Annotated in this window: 17 protein-coding genes and 1 pseudogene; all 18 read right to left on the bottom strand. The window is 39.4% G+C overall.

Features of this window, described 5'->3' with window-relative positions; translation table 11 throughout:
• Position 1 precedes the first annotated feature (1 nt).
• Complete coding sequence (locus B1K71_RS08160) at positions 2-1,279, bottom strand: L-lactate MFS transporter (protein ID WP_077325818.1); 1,278 nt, start codon at positions 1,277-1,279, stop codon at positions 2-4.
• A gap of 266 nt (positions 1,280-1,545) precedes the next feature.
• A pseudogene (locus B1K71_RS19885) lies at positions 1,546-1,710 on the bottom strand (hypothetical protein); the annotation flags it as partial.
• 162 nt (positions 1,711-1,872) lie between these two features.
• Positions 1,873-2,397: a DUF5067 domain-containing protein gene (locus B1K71_RS08155; RefSeq protein WP_077325816.1), complete on the bottom strand. Its 525-nt coding sequence runs from the start codon at positions 2,395-2,397 to the stop codon at positions 1,873-1,875.
• Between the two features lie 69 nt (positions 2,398-2,466).
• Entirely contained in the window at positions 2,467-2,859 is a 393-nt protein-coding gene (locus B1K71_RS08150; protein WP_077325814.1) for a hypothetical protein, read from the bottom strand.
• Positions 2,849-3,226, bottom strand: coding sequence for a hypothetical protein (locus tag B1K71_RS08145; RefSeq protein ID WP_139343319.1), 378 nt, complete (start codon positions 3,224-3,226; stop codon positions 2,849-2,851). The genes B1K71_RS08150 and B1K71_RS08145 overlap by 11 nt, the downstream gene beginning before the upstream one ends.
• 94 nt (positions 3,227-3,320) lie before the next feature.
• Positions 3,321-4,070 (bottom strand): helicase HerA domain-containing protein, encoded by a 750-nt coding sequence (locus B1K71_RS08140; protein WP_139343318.1) that lies wholly within the window; start codon positions 4,068-4,070, stop codon positions 3,321-3,323.
• A 291-nt stretch (positions 4,071-4,361) separates the two neighbouring features.
• On the bottom strand, positions 4,362-5,414 hold the full coding sequence (locus tag B1K71_RS08135) for an N-acetylmuramoyl-L-alanine amidase (protein ID WP_077325808.1): 1,053 nt from the start codon (positions 5,412-5,414) through the stop codon (positions 4,362-4,364).
• A 1-nt stretch (position 5,415) separates the two neighbouring features.
• Positions 5,416-5,700 carry a phage holin gene (locus B1K71_RS08130; protein ID WP_077325806.1) on the bottom strand — a complete coding sequence of 95 codons (285 nt, stop codon included), beginning with the start codon at positions 5,698-5,700 and terminating at the stop codon, positions 5,416-5,418.
• Between the two features lies 1 nt (position 5,701).
• Entirely contained in the window at positions 5,702-6,124 is a 423-nt protein-coding gene (locus B1K71_RS08125; protein WP_077325804.1) for a hypothetical protein, read from the bottom strand.
• A gap of 5 nt (positions 6,125-6,129) precedes the next feature.
• Positions 6,130-6,372: a hemolysin XhlA family protein gene (locus B1K71_RS08120; protein ID WP_077325802.1), complete on the bottom strand. Its 243-nt coding sequence runs from the start codon at positions 6,370-6,372 to the stop codon at positions 6,130-6,132.
• A gap of 127 nt (positions 6,373-6,499) precedes the next feature.
• Positions 6,500-6,637, bottom strand: coding sequence for a hypothetical protein (locus B1K71_RS19880; protein WP_175631873.1), 138 nt, complete (start codon positions 6,635-6,637; stop codon positions 6,500-6,502).
• Positions 6,621-9,356, bottom strand: coding sequence for a phage tail protein (locus B1K71_RS08115; protein WP_077325800.1), 2,736 nt, complete (start codon positions 9,354-9,356; stop codon positions 6,621-6,623). Before B1K71_RS08115 ends, B1K71_RS19880 begins: the two co-directional genes overlap by 17 nt.
• 47 nt (positions 9,357-9,403) lie before the next feature.
• Positions 9,404-9,526 (bottom strand): hypothetical protein, encoded by a 123-nt coding sequence (locus B1K71_RS20265; RefSeq protein WP_281250329.1) that lies wholly within the window; start codon positions 9,524-9,526, stop codon positions 9,404-9,406.
• Between the two features lie 64 nt (positions 9,527-9,590).
• Positions 9,591-10,379: a glycerophosphodiester phosphodiesterase gene (locus B1K71_RS08110; protein WP_077325798.1), complete on the bottom strand. Its 789-nt coding sequence runs from the start codon at positions 10,377-10,379 to the stop codon at positions 9,591-9,593.
• The gene (locus B1K71_RS08105) at positions 10,379-11,089 is read right to left on the bottom strand and encodes a hypothetical protein (RefSeq protein WP_077325795.1); all 711 of its coding nucleotides are present in this window, start codon (positions 11,087-11,089) and stop codon (positions 10,379-10,381) included. Before B1K71_RS08105 ends, B1K71_RS08110 begins: the two co-directional genes overlap by 1 nt.
• Before the next feature lie 12 nt (positions 11,090-11,101).
• A complete protein-coding gene (locus B1K71_RS08100; protein WP_077325793.1) occupies positions 11,102-11,488 on the bottom strand; it encodes a phage tail domain-containing protein in 387 nt (128 codons plus the stop codon).
• Entirely contained in the window at positions 11,488-11,976 is a 489-nt protein-coding gene (locus tag B1K71_RS08095) for a hypothetical protein (protein ID WP_077325792.1), read from the bottom strand. The genes B1K71_RS08100 and B1K71_RS08095 overlap by 1 nt, the downstream gene beginning before the upstream one ends.
• A complete protein-coding gene (locus B1K71_RS08090; protein WP_077325790.1) occupies positions 11,976-12,602 on the bottom strand; it encodes a phage tail domain-containing protein in 627 nt (208 codons plus the stop codon). Before B1K71_RS08090 ends, B1K71_RS08095 begins: the two co-directional genes overlap by 1 nt.
• Positions 12,603-12,604: the final 2 nt, after the last annotated feature.

Raw genomic sequence — 12,604 nt, 5'->3', positions numbered from 1 at the left:
TTTATGGTACAACATTTGAAGAAGAACCTGTATTGATTGATTCATTTCCCGGCTTCATTTTCCGCATTTCCAGTCGTATCCATAATGAAACAATTAGAGAAATAACATGCATCACGCCAAAAATCAGCAGAGTCAGCTGATAGCTTTTGGTAGAATCGTAAATCAATGAAAGAAGCATTGGGCCTACCACACCTGCAACAGCCCACGCTGTTAAAATATAACCATGGATGGCACCAAGCTGTTTTGTCCCAAACAAATCACCAATATATGCGGGAACCGATGAAAAACCGCCTCCATAGCAAGAAACAATCGCAAACACCAGTATTTCGAACAAAATTATTGAAGTGATAACAGGCAATGTAAAATAAGAAATAATACCAATTATAAAGAAAACCGAATAAACATTTGGCCGCCCAATATAATCGGAAATGGTTGCCCAGCCCAGTCTTCCGAAGCCATTAAAAACTCCCATAATTCCAACCATGGAAGCTGCCGTAACGGCTGACATCCCTGTGATCTGCTGTCCCATTGGTGATGCAACCGAAATAATCGCAATTCCGGCTGTTGTATTCAGAAAAAGCATCGTCCACAGCATCCAAAACGGTTTTGTCTTAATTGCTTCATTTGCAGTCATCTGGGAAAGGTCTTCTTTTCTCTGTCTTGGCGTTACTTCCGCTTCGCCCTTCATTCCTTCAGGCTTCCAGTCTTTTGGCGGAGGGGCCAGATATTGTGAAGCACCCATCATAATAACGAGATAACTTGCCCCCATAATATAAAAAGCATTTGATATCCCGACTGAACTTACCAGCGCTTCTCCTACAGGACCACTGATCAACGCAGCAAAACCGAATCCCATGATGGCAAGTCCAGTTGCAAGTCCGCGGTGATCCGGAAACCATTTAACCAGTGTGGAGACAGGAGCAATATAACCTATCCCAAGCCCAATACCACCTATTAAACCATAGAAAAAATACATCATAAGAAGTGATTCCATTGCGGTTGCCAAGCCCGTTCCCATGACACCCACACCAAAAAATGCCGCCGACAGCATACCCGAAATCCTTGGCCCGCGTTTCTCCACAAATTTCCCCATAAAAGCTGCAGAAAACCCGAGCAAAAAAATTGCAATGCTAAACGCCAACGATATTTCACTGGTGCTCCACCCAAACTCATTTGCCATCGGATTCGTAAATACACTCCATGCATACGCTGAACCTATGCAAATATGTATACCAACCCCCGACAACGCTATCAGCCACCGATTCTTCACCTTACTCATTTACTCACCCTTTCAAAAAATTTATAAAATCACCATCCCGCCCGTAATTGGGGGGAATGGTGTTTTTATTGCGAGCGATTTCAAAGATAAGCAGGTGCAAAATCAAGATGGTGGATTCTTAACAGGGATGTCAAACAAGAAAGTGTATTGTGGAAATTTTAATTGAAATATAGCATGATTATTCGAATAATTCAACATTTAATCATCGGCAATAATTTTTTCCAAGTTTTGTTGCGTAATTCGGATGGTCCCGCTCTGGTCATTCGTTAAAAAAGAAGCACTGCCAAAACGGTTGATATAAATAATCCAAGAATAACCGGAATAAAGTTTTTGCGAACAAGGTCCATAACTGAAACACCGCAAAAACCTGCTATTGCGATCATGGACGACCATGCGACAATGGTTCCGCCGCCAGTCCAGATTGACCCCATCTATTAAAGGGTTTTGTTATTGAATTAATAATAAGCAAAATCGCTTAATGACAAGCGTTGCGACTTACTGGAATTTATTTCAATAAGCCTATATTTTTATTATTTTTTCCCATGTCTGTTACCACAAAAAAAGCACCCTCTTATTGAGGATGCCTTCTTTTTTTATTTTGTGGTTTTGATCGTGCGCTCGAATGTCTTTTCTTCCGTGACAATGTTTGTATCGTCAATGTTTACTTTTGCGCCTGGATGCTGTAATTCTAATGCTATGACTGTATCAATTGTTTTACCAGGATTGATTTTTGTGTCCATTTTATATTTAGGTGGATTTGGTAAATCTCCAATAGCACCTAATACTGCTTCTTCCGTCATGTCTGTAACCTCATGCGCATTTAACGCTACCGACATAGCCATCCATGCGCTTTGCGCTTCATCGCTTTTATTTGTAAACTCGACTTTAATTGCCAATACCTGTTTACCACTTTTCCCTTTTAACTGTTCCTCTCCTTTAAATACAAATTTATAGTCTTTACCTTCGTAAACTTGATTACTTACTTCTTCTGTTTTTTCCTCCTTCTTGTTTTGTACCTTTTCAGCTTCGACTGTTTTTTCTGATGCCCCATCTGAACAACCTGCCATAATTCCTAATGTTAATACTGACGCCCCTAGAATTTTAGTAATGTTTTTCATTTTAAATTCCTCCAATTAGTTTATTTAGGAAAAATATACCACGTTTGTATAATGTGTGTCAACACTTATTTATAAAATTTTCCCGCATTTATCACATTTACTTTTGTAGCCAACGCCAAACACAAGCAAAGCGCCCATAATATAAGCCGTTCCCATCACGTATATACCTAATCCTAAACTAACTAACCCCATAACGGATAGCATTCCTATAAAAATGTTATTTAAAATTTTCGTTGTATCTACATTGTCTTTTTCGCTTACAGGTATATGGATTCCGTCAATTCCTGCTATCTCTTTCGTTTTTACATATTCGATCGGTTTCGGGGATCCTTTTATTGTATCTGTAACTAATACCTTTAAAACGTCCACCACCTCATCCAATACATATCCTTTAAATTCACCATTAGGCTTTCGCGCATGAATGTACTGTCCGATATGCGAACCGTTAATTTTAACATTCATGTATTTTACACCCTTTCCACATGTTTTTTCGTTCCGGTGTACATATTACTTCAAACTGTAAATTTAACTTTTTGTACCGCTCTATTTTATCCATGTTCGCTTTCTTTTTCTGTTTGCGGTCGACCTCGTAATAAATGTAGTCATGTTGATTCTTTGGATCGTCAGTTATAGGTATAACAAAGTCAGGCTTGAATACAATTCCTTTTACTGTGATGGTAGGCTCTATTTTTGCTTTGTGCAGCAATCCATTTTTTATGAGGAATTTATTTATCATCATTCTATGTTCCCAATGACCGAACCCTCGACCTTTAACGCAAAATATTTTTTGTTCTTTCTTTACCGAATCAACAAGCCCCCTTTCCTCCATGTTTTTAAGCACCCTGTGAGCGTTCCTTATCCCTCCATGACCTAAATTACCCGCGTTCAATCTCCGCAACTCATACACGCTAGAAACGCCTAATTTATTCAATCGTGAAAGTATCTGTGCTTCCCTTTGTCTGCGGATTTCTGACTTTAGCATCCCAACCGTCCCTTTCTACAAATTCAAATGCTTTAAATTCCATTTTGTAATCCTTTTTGTATATGCCAAGACCGAATTGTCCTGACGGTAGTTCTTCTGCGCCCTTCTCGTCTAACGCAACCCTGCTTGCTACATCTGTCGGTAATCTGAAACATATCCGTGTTTCTGCGTTTTGCTTAACTTGCCCGTTAAGTATGTCTTTGGTGGGATATTGTGTGGCGTAAATAAGATGTGTATTAAATCCCCTTCCTAATCGCGCTATCTCACTAATTGCAGACAAACACGCTAAGTAAGGCTCTTTGTCATCGTGTCTCTTTAAATGATCTGGCGGCAATAATTCCCCCGCTTCATCAACAATGACATATATGTGTGATTTCCTGCGCTGTTTCATTTGTGCGGTTACACTTTCTAATTCAGTCCTTGCTTGCTGTATATCGGTAGCTGTTACAATTCCATAATCAAATCCCCCTTTCATATCAATTAGGATAATTTCTCCATTTAATTGACTGATTAAGCACTTGATGAAATTTGTTTTCCCGTAACCCGTTGTACCTGCCACAATCATATGAGCGAATTTATTGAAGTTGTGGTACATCAATCCGGTTTCGTATTTGCCGATAATGACGCTGTTAGAACGTGGTAATTCTGGTAATTTAGTATTCTTTTTCCAATTACCTGTAAATATTTGCATTCCTAACCAGTAAAACGTTACAAAAGTCAGACAATACAAAATGTTAGCAATCCCGAAAACCCCCTTTGGTGAAAGTGGATAATGAAAAAGAGATATATAATATATATGCCCTGTTTGTGATGTTGGAATGGATAAGCTGATAAGATTGATATTATAGGAATGGAATATTCGTGCGAATGTTCGTATGGTGAATGTTCGTTGGAATGTTCGGTGGTATATTCTTATGTATATTCGTGTGATACTTCAATATGACTGTAAATATACAAAAAGGGGAAATTAATCCCCTCAATGTTATAATTTCTTTTTTAACGCTCGTCTTGTCCTTTTACCGTAAATCCCATCAATCATATGTGGAGTATATACGGACTGGAAACGTCTTACCGCATCTTCTGTATTCCTTCCGAAAATGCCGTCTACACCGTTGTTTTTCGCACCTTTATTTGGATAGAAGTAAACTTCGCATAATGCTTTTTGCAATCGTCTTACTTTGTTACCACGATCACCACGTTTTAAAATTCCTTTTGGTAATCTAGGCGCACGTTTCTTCTTTGGTTTAGCCTTACCCGCAACTCTTAATTTGTCTCCTGGGTGGATAATATTGCCCTTTAGGTTATTTAGCCGTTTTAAGCGCCTTACGGACATTTTATGGTCTTTGGCTATTTCCCATAAGGTATCGCCTTTTCGAACCGTGTAAACGTCTTTATTTGACGGTTTAGGATTACTTTGTTTTTTTGGTACGTTATCCTCGTAATCAACAAATTTCACATTGAAGTAATCACAAACAGCTTTAGCAATCGCCCTCGCACAATCCCTGCGATATTCAGCACTTTTACCACCGAAAATATAATCGAAATCATGATCGTTAGTCATGAAACCATGTTCAATCAGGTATGCCGGCATTGCTGCTTCGCGTACCATATGGAGATTAGTCCATGTACCTAAACGAACTTCATGTTTCCCGTTGCCGTGAAGTCCTACACCCGTGTTTTCCGCTTTCCATTTATCAACCCACATATTAGCGAATTTAGGAGATGTAGGCCAGTGGAATACACAAGCGCCTTTAGCTGCTGATGCACCTGCGTTAGCATGAATGCTTACAAGCAAATCAGCACCTATTCTGTTGGCTTCATCTGTTCGGTTGTTCAAGTTTTCGCTACTTGCAAAGGATTGTTTCGTGATACGCGCATCAAGTCCCGATGCTTCAAGATACCGTTTCGTATGTTTTGCTACATTGATATTAAAATTGTGTTCCTCGTAATTGCGCCCGCCTTTGCGTACGCCTTTACCTCCACCTTGTTCGAATGTGTTTTTTGTGTGTCCTGCATCTAACATAATTAATGGCATATTATTTCAACCCCTTTTGTTTCAATGCTTTGTTTTGTTTTTGTGCCTTCTTGCTGCTAAAGTGATTCTTATAAATAGCCATGCAAGTTACAACTAACGAAATCCCCGCTGACAACAATACGCCTATGCTGTTGATGAAATCCTGTGTGAACCAGTCGAACTGATAACCTGCAATGGATAATACCGGAAGTAATGCTGCTAAAAATCCCGTAATCTGCGACACGACACCGCTTTTCGCTTCTCGTTTAACTTCTTCTTCAATTTTGAAATTGTTAATGTTTTGCATTTTATCCCCGTCCTTTACGTGAAATTTTCGTATATTCCGTATAAGGCAATCCCACCAAACAAAATATCGCTATATATCCAAACACAATTGACGTTGCATTGAAGCCGATGTAGTTATGCATGATGATCGCTACAACGATGTAAATTGTGAAATTACTTATCATGCCAAATTTACGTAACCAATTAATATTGAAAAGTAACCCGAATGCGCTTGTTAACCCCACAAGCATGAAACTGATAGCCCATCCACTTTGCGTCATTAAAAGCGAAAATATAACCCTGTCTAATGTTTCCGCCCATATAAATAAAATAGCTAGCGTTACCGATACAAAAGTGACAAACGTTTCATAATGTGGTATTAGATTGACAGGCTTTTCTTTTATCTGTTTCGCCAGTTCTTCGAGTTCTTGTTCTTGTTTGTCCAATTAGTTCACCTCGTTATAAGCCAAACGATTAAAGAGCCGAACGCTGATATAACCCCGCCAAAAATCACATAAAAAAAAGACCTTGAAATCCATTGATTAGTGCTTTCTAAGTCTTGTATTCGTTCATATACTGTTTTTAATTTTTCTACTGTTGATTCTTTAAAGCGTTGCAAATCGTCTAACTCATTTTTCATGCGTTCGTTATCATCTTCTAGTCGTTTGATTCTCCATTTTTCCCTTTCATCCACTTCGTAACCTCCTAGTTAATGAGGTCGTACCCCGTTTGACTTTATTTGTTGTTTGTGATAATAATTAAATAACCGCACTACAACTCCGGTAGTACGGTAAGGGGCTATGTATGGTAGCCCCGTTTTTTTATTCTTCCCCTTTTAGCTGATTTAGTTCCTGCTGTAATTCCGTAATCATAGCGTCACGTTGCGCTATTTGCATAGACAATCCCGCTATTTGATTTAGTAATGATTGTTTAATGTAGTCTTTATTTGGTTGTTCCATTTACTATGCCCTCCAATGTTTCAATTCTTGACTGTTGGTCTTTAATGATTGGAATTAATTCAATCCACAATCGAGAATAGTCGATGCCTTCAACTTCTCCATTATTGCTGTATTGTACATATTTTTCTAATCCATGCAATACTAAATCTTCTGCAATTAGTCCAGGTATTTCTTTTATAGGAATATCTTCTTCCTTCGACCAGTCAATTACTTTACCGTTGTATTCTTCGGTTAGTAAGTTTGCGTATGATTCGCTAGCTTGCTTATCGAACCATTGTTTTGGCTGTAAGTTTAATATGCGATTATCTGTCGTCAAAGGTTGTATATTAACTTTATACTTGCTTGCCGATGTTGAACGTCCTAATACACCACCGTCTGTTATTACAACGGTACTTCCCGCGCCTGAGTATGTTCTAGTCCGTATTGTTTGCGATTCTACTTTTGTTCCTGTTCCGTCTTGTCCTAAAAGGATGTTAGCACCTGAATAACGGTCTGTTATGATTCCCGATGACAACCTTACCCTATCCGCTGTAAATGGAACAGTCGTACCGTCACTATATCGAGATGCAACAACTTCGCCGTTACCTTGAATGTATGTTGTTCCTGATGCATCATTGGCAACTCGTCCAGTACCTCCGAAATCAATTTCACGGTCAACCGCCCAAAACTTAGCCGCTTTAACGCCTCGCCAAGCTGAACCGTCAGCCGCCCTTACATTTAAACCCGCACCTCGTAAATGGATTTCGCCAAAGTTCGAAACCAGGTGCATGTTATAGTTATCTGTCGGAATACCTAAATAACCCTGTGAGTTACCGTCCGATGCTTTAAAGTTAAGCATTAAACCAGACGGCCCTGTGCTAAATGACTGCGTGCGCCATAATTCTAATGCGTTACCATCAGCGTGAACCCTCGTCACGGTGTTATAAAAATCCGAAGCATACCCCGAACCCGTTTTGAAATTCATACCGAAATTAGATTCTTGTGTTAACGCCTGACCGCTATATATATGCATACCGCCACCGACAACATCTCCCGTGCGTGTTTCACCTGCGTAAAAGTCAATAAACCGCGCACCGCTATAATCAGGCGAACCGCTATGCACTTCCCTTTGTGTTGTCAGGTTTTTATCAGTCATTGCCATTTGTCTACCGCTGATATTTAACTTATTGCCATCTACTGTTTTGCTGATGATTCCAGTACGTATAAGTCCGTTCCAAGTTTCGGTAAATGCTTCATAATCTACATTCCCGCCTGCGAAAGTACGGTCAAATTTACCCGTTGCTCTCAATACTCCACCTTGTATGGTGGTATTACCCATTGAATCCCCACCATAGATGGAAATAAAGTCCGTGCTTATCGTACCTGCCGTCAGTAAATTTGTATTGATTCCGTTTCCTGTTATAGCATTTTCGAATGTTGCGCCACCGTCTGTTGAAACGCCAAGTCCTGCTGAATTAAACAACGTCACAAGGTTAGGATCTGTTTTATCAATAGCAGTAATGCCGTTATTATCAAAAATCAATTCCGTTTGTGCTGATTGTAGTGCTTTTGTTGCCTCTGCTACTGCATTATCTAATACAGAAAAAGGTAACTTAATTTTGCCTTCCAACAACTGATTGACTTGTTTACGTGCTGTTTCAATTTCCGATTGATGGCGTTTGACAAGTGATTTAGAGCCTAGTGTTAGTTTTAAATCAAGTATTTCGCCTTTCCAGTTACGTTTGACAGACATATCAACTACTCTGACTTCTGCATCTAATCCGATTCGTTCGTCAATGAGAAACGTCCTGTCGCCTAATTCCGGTTGCGCTAGTGCATATCCTTGTTTGCGTAAATCGTGAATGTCTGCTGATACACTTATTTTCAATGATTCGTCAACTAAAATTTCAAGTTGTTCGTCCATTGTTGCTGTTGTTGTGATGTTACCATTCTTAATAGGCGGCGCTTCACGTATACCGATTACGTCAGCGAGTGGGGAAGTGTATTCCCTGATTAATCCTGCATTATTTTCTGCGCCCTCGTTTCCACCTTCATCATAATCTCCGTAACCTTTTGCGTATGTCCAATATTCGTTGGCATCTATTTCTTGTTGGATATTTGATGCATTCAATCTATATCGGTATTGAAATTGCGTATCTCGTCCGATTTGCTTTTCTAAATATACTGTGTTTCCTACAATTCTAAATTCGGCACCGTAACGCTCTATGCCACGTTTGAATGTTTCTAGGCGTGTCTCCCCATCCCCGACACCTTCCCATCCTAAAGCGTAAAATGTATCGACAAGTACATAATTAAATCCGCTATTGGCAAAGGTTAAATCGAAGAACCGTGTAGCTGTCATGTGTTCATCATACCGTGTATAGATGCGTTGATTATTCATGGAATCAAAGAAAAGAGGAACAGCCTTGACATTGACTGTCAGGCGTTCCCCTTTACCTTGCCGCTTTGCGTATATTATTTTGTGTTCCACATCGTTATGATCGGATATAATCCACATTTCCCCGATTTCATCAATAAATAAATTATTGACTTTGCTTACCTCGATTGTTGCGGAAAACTGCTGACTTCCGTTTAACTCGTAATCGTTTTGTATGGTAGCTTGTATTGGGTATTCGTTACCGTTTAAATCACGTACATACATATACGATGTGTCATTGACCGGAATTGTAGTGTCTGTTTCGTTCACTTGTACCGGAGTTATGAAATATTCTTCGGTCATTTATTCACCTCCCGATATGCGACTATCGACGTGCGTTAGTTGAGTAATTATTTCTTCTTCCGTTCGTTCAATTGCCTTTCGCTTTGTTCATCTGCTCGTCCAGATAAAACCATGACAGGAAAAATTATTACAAAAGGCAATAGCAGTATTGCAAGTATTATCCATAACATGAATACCCCTCCCATTAAAATTATAGGATAATTACGGGATTATTCACATAAGCAATTAATACTATTAAGGCGCTAAGTATGAGCCTGTTGTTACTGTTTTCACGCCTATATTATTAACCGCATCTTCAATTTCCAACGCTGTGTCATTCGCTGATAACCCTATTTCAATCCCATTAGAACGGAACAAATCTACTCTATCCGGTAGCAAGTCATTATAATATGCATTGACACCACAATTACCAATTTCAATAGCGTTTTGCAACACTTTATCTGATAACCCTTGTGAACCTGCAATGAGTGTTACATTCATACGTTTATCAGCTTGCCTAACTCTCCTTAAATTTACGTCCCACGCTGCGATAAAAGTTGTCATTGCATTCATGCCGTGTTCTCGGATTTTTTGTATCGCCCATTCGAGTTCAGCAACAGTAAATGATGGTTTTAATTCTATAAACGGTTGAACTGATGAACTCCGGCATAAACTTAAATACTCGTCAAATGTTGGTATTTTTGTTCCTGCGTATGAAGGGTCGAACCATGAACCTGCGTCTAATGCTCGTATCTCTGCTAGTGTCATTTCGGAAACTTTCCCAGTTCCGTTCGTTGTTCCGTCAACCGTAGCATCGTGAATCAGCACAAATTCATTGTCGGAAGTTAGTTTTAAATCTGTTTCTATGCCACTATACCCAAAAATAACTGCATCTTGAAATGCAGGCAATGTGTTTTCCGGCGCTGTTGCCATGCTTCCACGGTGCGCAACAAATAACGTACCTTCTTGAACGGATGGGATTATGACACCGGGATATTTTCTCGCCATTGTACGTGTTGGCGTTAAATTACGTTTAGACTGCATTAGAACAGCACCGCTATCGTAATAGTGACTGTACAATCTACCGCCGCATTATTTGTGAACCACACTTGAAAACGGTCTGTCACATAGTCAGGTAGCACCTTATATTGCGGCCGATTCGGTCTACTTGTTACTGGACTCGGGAAAATCTCTATAAATTCTTCTGTTAAGTTACCAGTTACCGGGTCATAAATATATCCCGATGCTTTAAATTCTTGGTCTGATACGATATAGACGGTCATTTTTTTGTAGCCCTCAATTGCCCCGACATCAGTAATAAAGGCTTGCTTACCGCTTGCAGGTACTACAACATTATCTGCAAGGGTTATCTTACCCATGTTAGGCATACTTTTAATTGGTAAAGGGTCAGTCAACGCTTGATACTGTAAATCAACCGGAACTGCCACACTACTCCCAGTTAGTTGAGTATTAGCCGGAGTAGTACCGTCAATAATCCCCTGCAATTTATTATTTAAAGCAATGTTCTCAGCTTTCAATGCATCTATTGCAGCTTTAGTTGCGCTGTCTGGATAATCAGTCGGCAGGTTGCTAACTTCTCTAGGGTCTATCGGTTTACCGTTTACGTCTGTTGTTTTAATGTGTAGTGCGCCATCTGAACCTTCGCTAAATTCGAAAGCGTTCTGGCCTTCTATTTTATGCTGTGGCGCTTTGCCATTTAACGTTGTTTTTAAACTCGCATTAATATCTGCCATATAATTGCCCCCTTACCTGTAATAAAATCTGAATATGAATTGAAAATCAGCTCTAGTTGCACCTGTTATTTTAAAGTCATTCATACCCGGAGATAATTCTATATATTTTCGGTTTGTATTTCGTAAATAAGCTAATCCGTCTTTTTTAATTCTTGGCCCGTCTAATTCGATTACCACTGTATTAGGTACTGCTTCATTCACTTTAAACAATGATCCGTTTGTTGTGTTTTGTAATTCGAATGATGATGTTGAACCCTCTACATTATAAATGATTATTTTCAATTCTTCCTCGAATGGATGAATAGGAATATTACCCGCATTGTATATTTTGAATGCGTCATATACCCTATTGTTGTACATGGTTTCTCTTACTCTTGCAAAGTCAGTCCATGTCGTCATTAGATTTCAGCCTTCCAAACAATTGTAACGTTGCTAGTACCTGCTGCGGGTGCTGCTTTGAATGTTACGATTAGATTAGTAGCATCTGCTGTTACATGGCTTATTTCCGCTGTTCCTGTGTCTGCGCTACCTTCCTGTGATACGTAAAAAGAAGGTGCTGCACTTAATCCATGCGGGATATTGAAAGAAACCGCCGCACCGTCACCCGATGCGACAAAAGCGCCTTTGTTGGATTCTATAAATTTCCCGTTCACTTCATTAACAGCGCTAACAAGATTCGATTTATCGACTGTGCTCAAATTAGTGAGTGTGCCTACATCCGTTTGTAAATTACTTATATCTGTATTATTGCTAGAAATTTCGTTTTGTCTGTTTTTTATTTCCGTGTCGATTGCTACAAAGTTATCCGTTAAAGATGTGTCAACTTGTATAGCAGAATCGTTGGCGTTAGGTTTATACAAATTGTAATTCGTTGTATAGGTAGCCATTAAATATCACTCCATTTCTTAAAACCGACATCACTCCACATTGCAGGGGAATAGCTTACCGTTTCCATTTCGGGTATGATACCCATGTCGCCAGTCCAAAAACCGCTTGCAGGGTCGATACCGTTTTTGTCTATATCTTCGGTAGTTCCTGCTGATTCCGCAAAAGGTAATACAGTAGTCGCAAACTCCAATTCCCCGCTACCGTGCTTTATCATCTGTTCCAATTCGATTACATTCTTCAATCTGACTAAATAACGCTTACCGTCTACATTTACATTTTTAAAATCATCAGGTATTACATGTTCTTGTCCTGGTGTTTCAAATTTGTACGGTTGATAACTTGCTTTTCTTCGTTCATTTATATAAAAAGAATCAGCCCCGGCAATTAATCCGAAAAGCTGATCCCTTAATAAAGGAAAGTCTAATAAGTCCGTTGATTCCATATGAAAGGGTACTTTGATTGTACGTTGTCCGTATGTTGCGCCATAATCAATCGTACCGTTACGCCCTTCTACATTGCCATATGTGGATTGTAAGGGAATGGACTGTACAATGAAATCAACTACTCTAATACCGTAATCCTCAAGATTGAAAGACATATTCTTTTTTGTTACGTGTAAATCCATCC

Origin of the sequence: Virgibacillus siamensis, assembly GCF_900162695.1 — a bacterium.
GTDB classification, from domain to species: domain Bacteria; phylum Bacillota; class Bacilli; order Bacillales; family Amphibacillaceae; genus Lentibacillus; species Lentibacillus siamensis_A.
This window is presented reverse-complemented; position numbering and strand designations above follow the sequence as displayed.

What these genes read in the sequence shown, in the direction of transcription:
- B1K71_RS08160 (WP_077325818.1), bottom strand. Translation starts at nt 1,279, where the DNA reads ATGAGTAAGGTGAAGAATCGGTGGCTGATAGCGTTGTCGGGGGTTGGT.
- B1K71_RS08155 (WP_077325816.1), bottom strand. Translation starts at nt 2,397, where the DNA reads ATGAAAAACATTACTAAAATTCTAGGGGCGTCAGTATTAACATTAGGA.
- B1K71_RS08150 (WP_077325814.1), bottom strand. Translation starts at nt 2,859, where the DNA reads ATGAATGTTAAAATTAACGGTTCGCATATCGGACAGTACATTCATGCG.
- B1K71_RS08145 (WP_139343319.1), bottom strand. Translation starts at nt 3,226, where the DNA reads ATGGAGGAAAGGGGGCTTGTTGATTCGGTAAAGAAAGAACAAAAAATA.
- B1K71_RS08140 (WP_139343318.1), bottom strand. Translation starts at nt 4,070, where the DNA reads ATGCAAATATTTACAGGTAATTGGAAAAAGAATACTAAATTACCAGAA.
- B1K71_RS08135 (WP_077325808.1), bottom strand. Translation starts at nt 5,414, where the DNA reads ATGCCATTAATTATGTTAGATGCAGGACACACAAAAAACACATTCGAA.
- B1K71_RS08130 (WP_077325806.1), bottom strand. Translation starts at nt 5,700, where the DNA reads ATGCAAAACATTAACAATTTCAAAATTGAAGAAGAAGTTAAACGAGAA.
- B1K71_RS19880 (WP_175631873.1), bottom strand. Translation starts at nt 6,637, where the DNA reads ATGGAACAACCAAATAAAGACTACATTAAACAATCATTACTAAATCAA.
- B1K71_RS08115 (WP_077325800.1), bottom strand. Translation starts at nt 9,356, where the DNA reads ATGACCGAAGAATATTTCATAACTCCGGTACAAGTGAACGAAACAGAC.
- B1K71_RS20265 (WP_281250329.1), bottom strand. Translation starts at nt 9,526, where the DNA reads ATGTTATGGATAATACTTGCAATACTGCTATTGCCTTTTGTAATAATT.
- B1K71_RS08110 (WP_077325798.1), bottom strand. Translation starts at nt 10,379, where the DNA reads ATGCAGTCTAAACGTAATTTAACGCCAACACGTACAATGGCGAGAAAA.
- B1K71_RS08105 (WP_077325795.1), bottom strand. Translation starts at nt 11,089, where the DNA reads ATGGCAGATATTAATGCGAGTTTAAAAACAACGTTAAATGGCAAAGCG.
- B1K71_RS08100 (WP_077325793.1), bottom strand. Translation starts at nt 11,488, where the DNA reads ATGACGACATGGACTGACTTTGCAAGAGTAAGAGAAACCATGTACAAC.
- B1K71_RS08095 (WP_077325792.1), bottom strand. Translation starts at nt 11,976, where the DNA reads ATGGCTACCTATACAACGAATTACAATTTGTATAAACCTAACGCCAAC.
- B1K71_RS08090 (WP_077325790.1), bottom strand. Translation starts at nt 12,602, where the DNA reads ATGGATTTACACGTAACAAAAAAGAATATGTCTTTCAATCTTGAGGAT.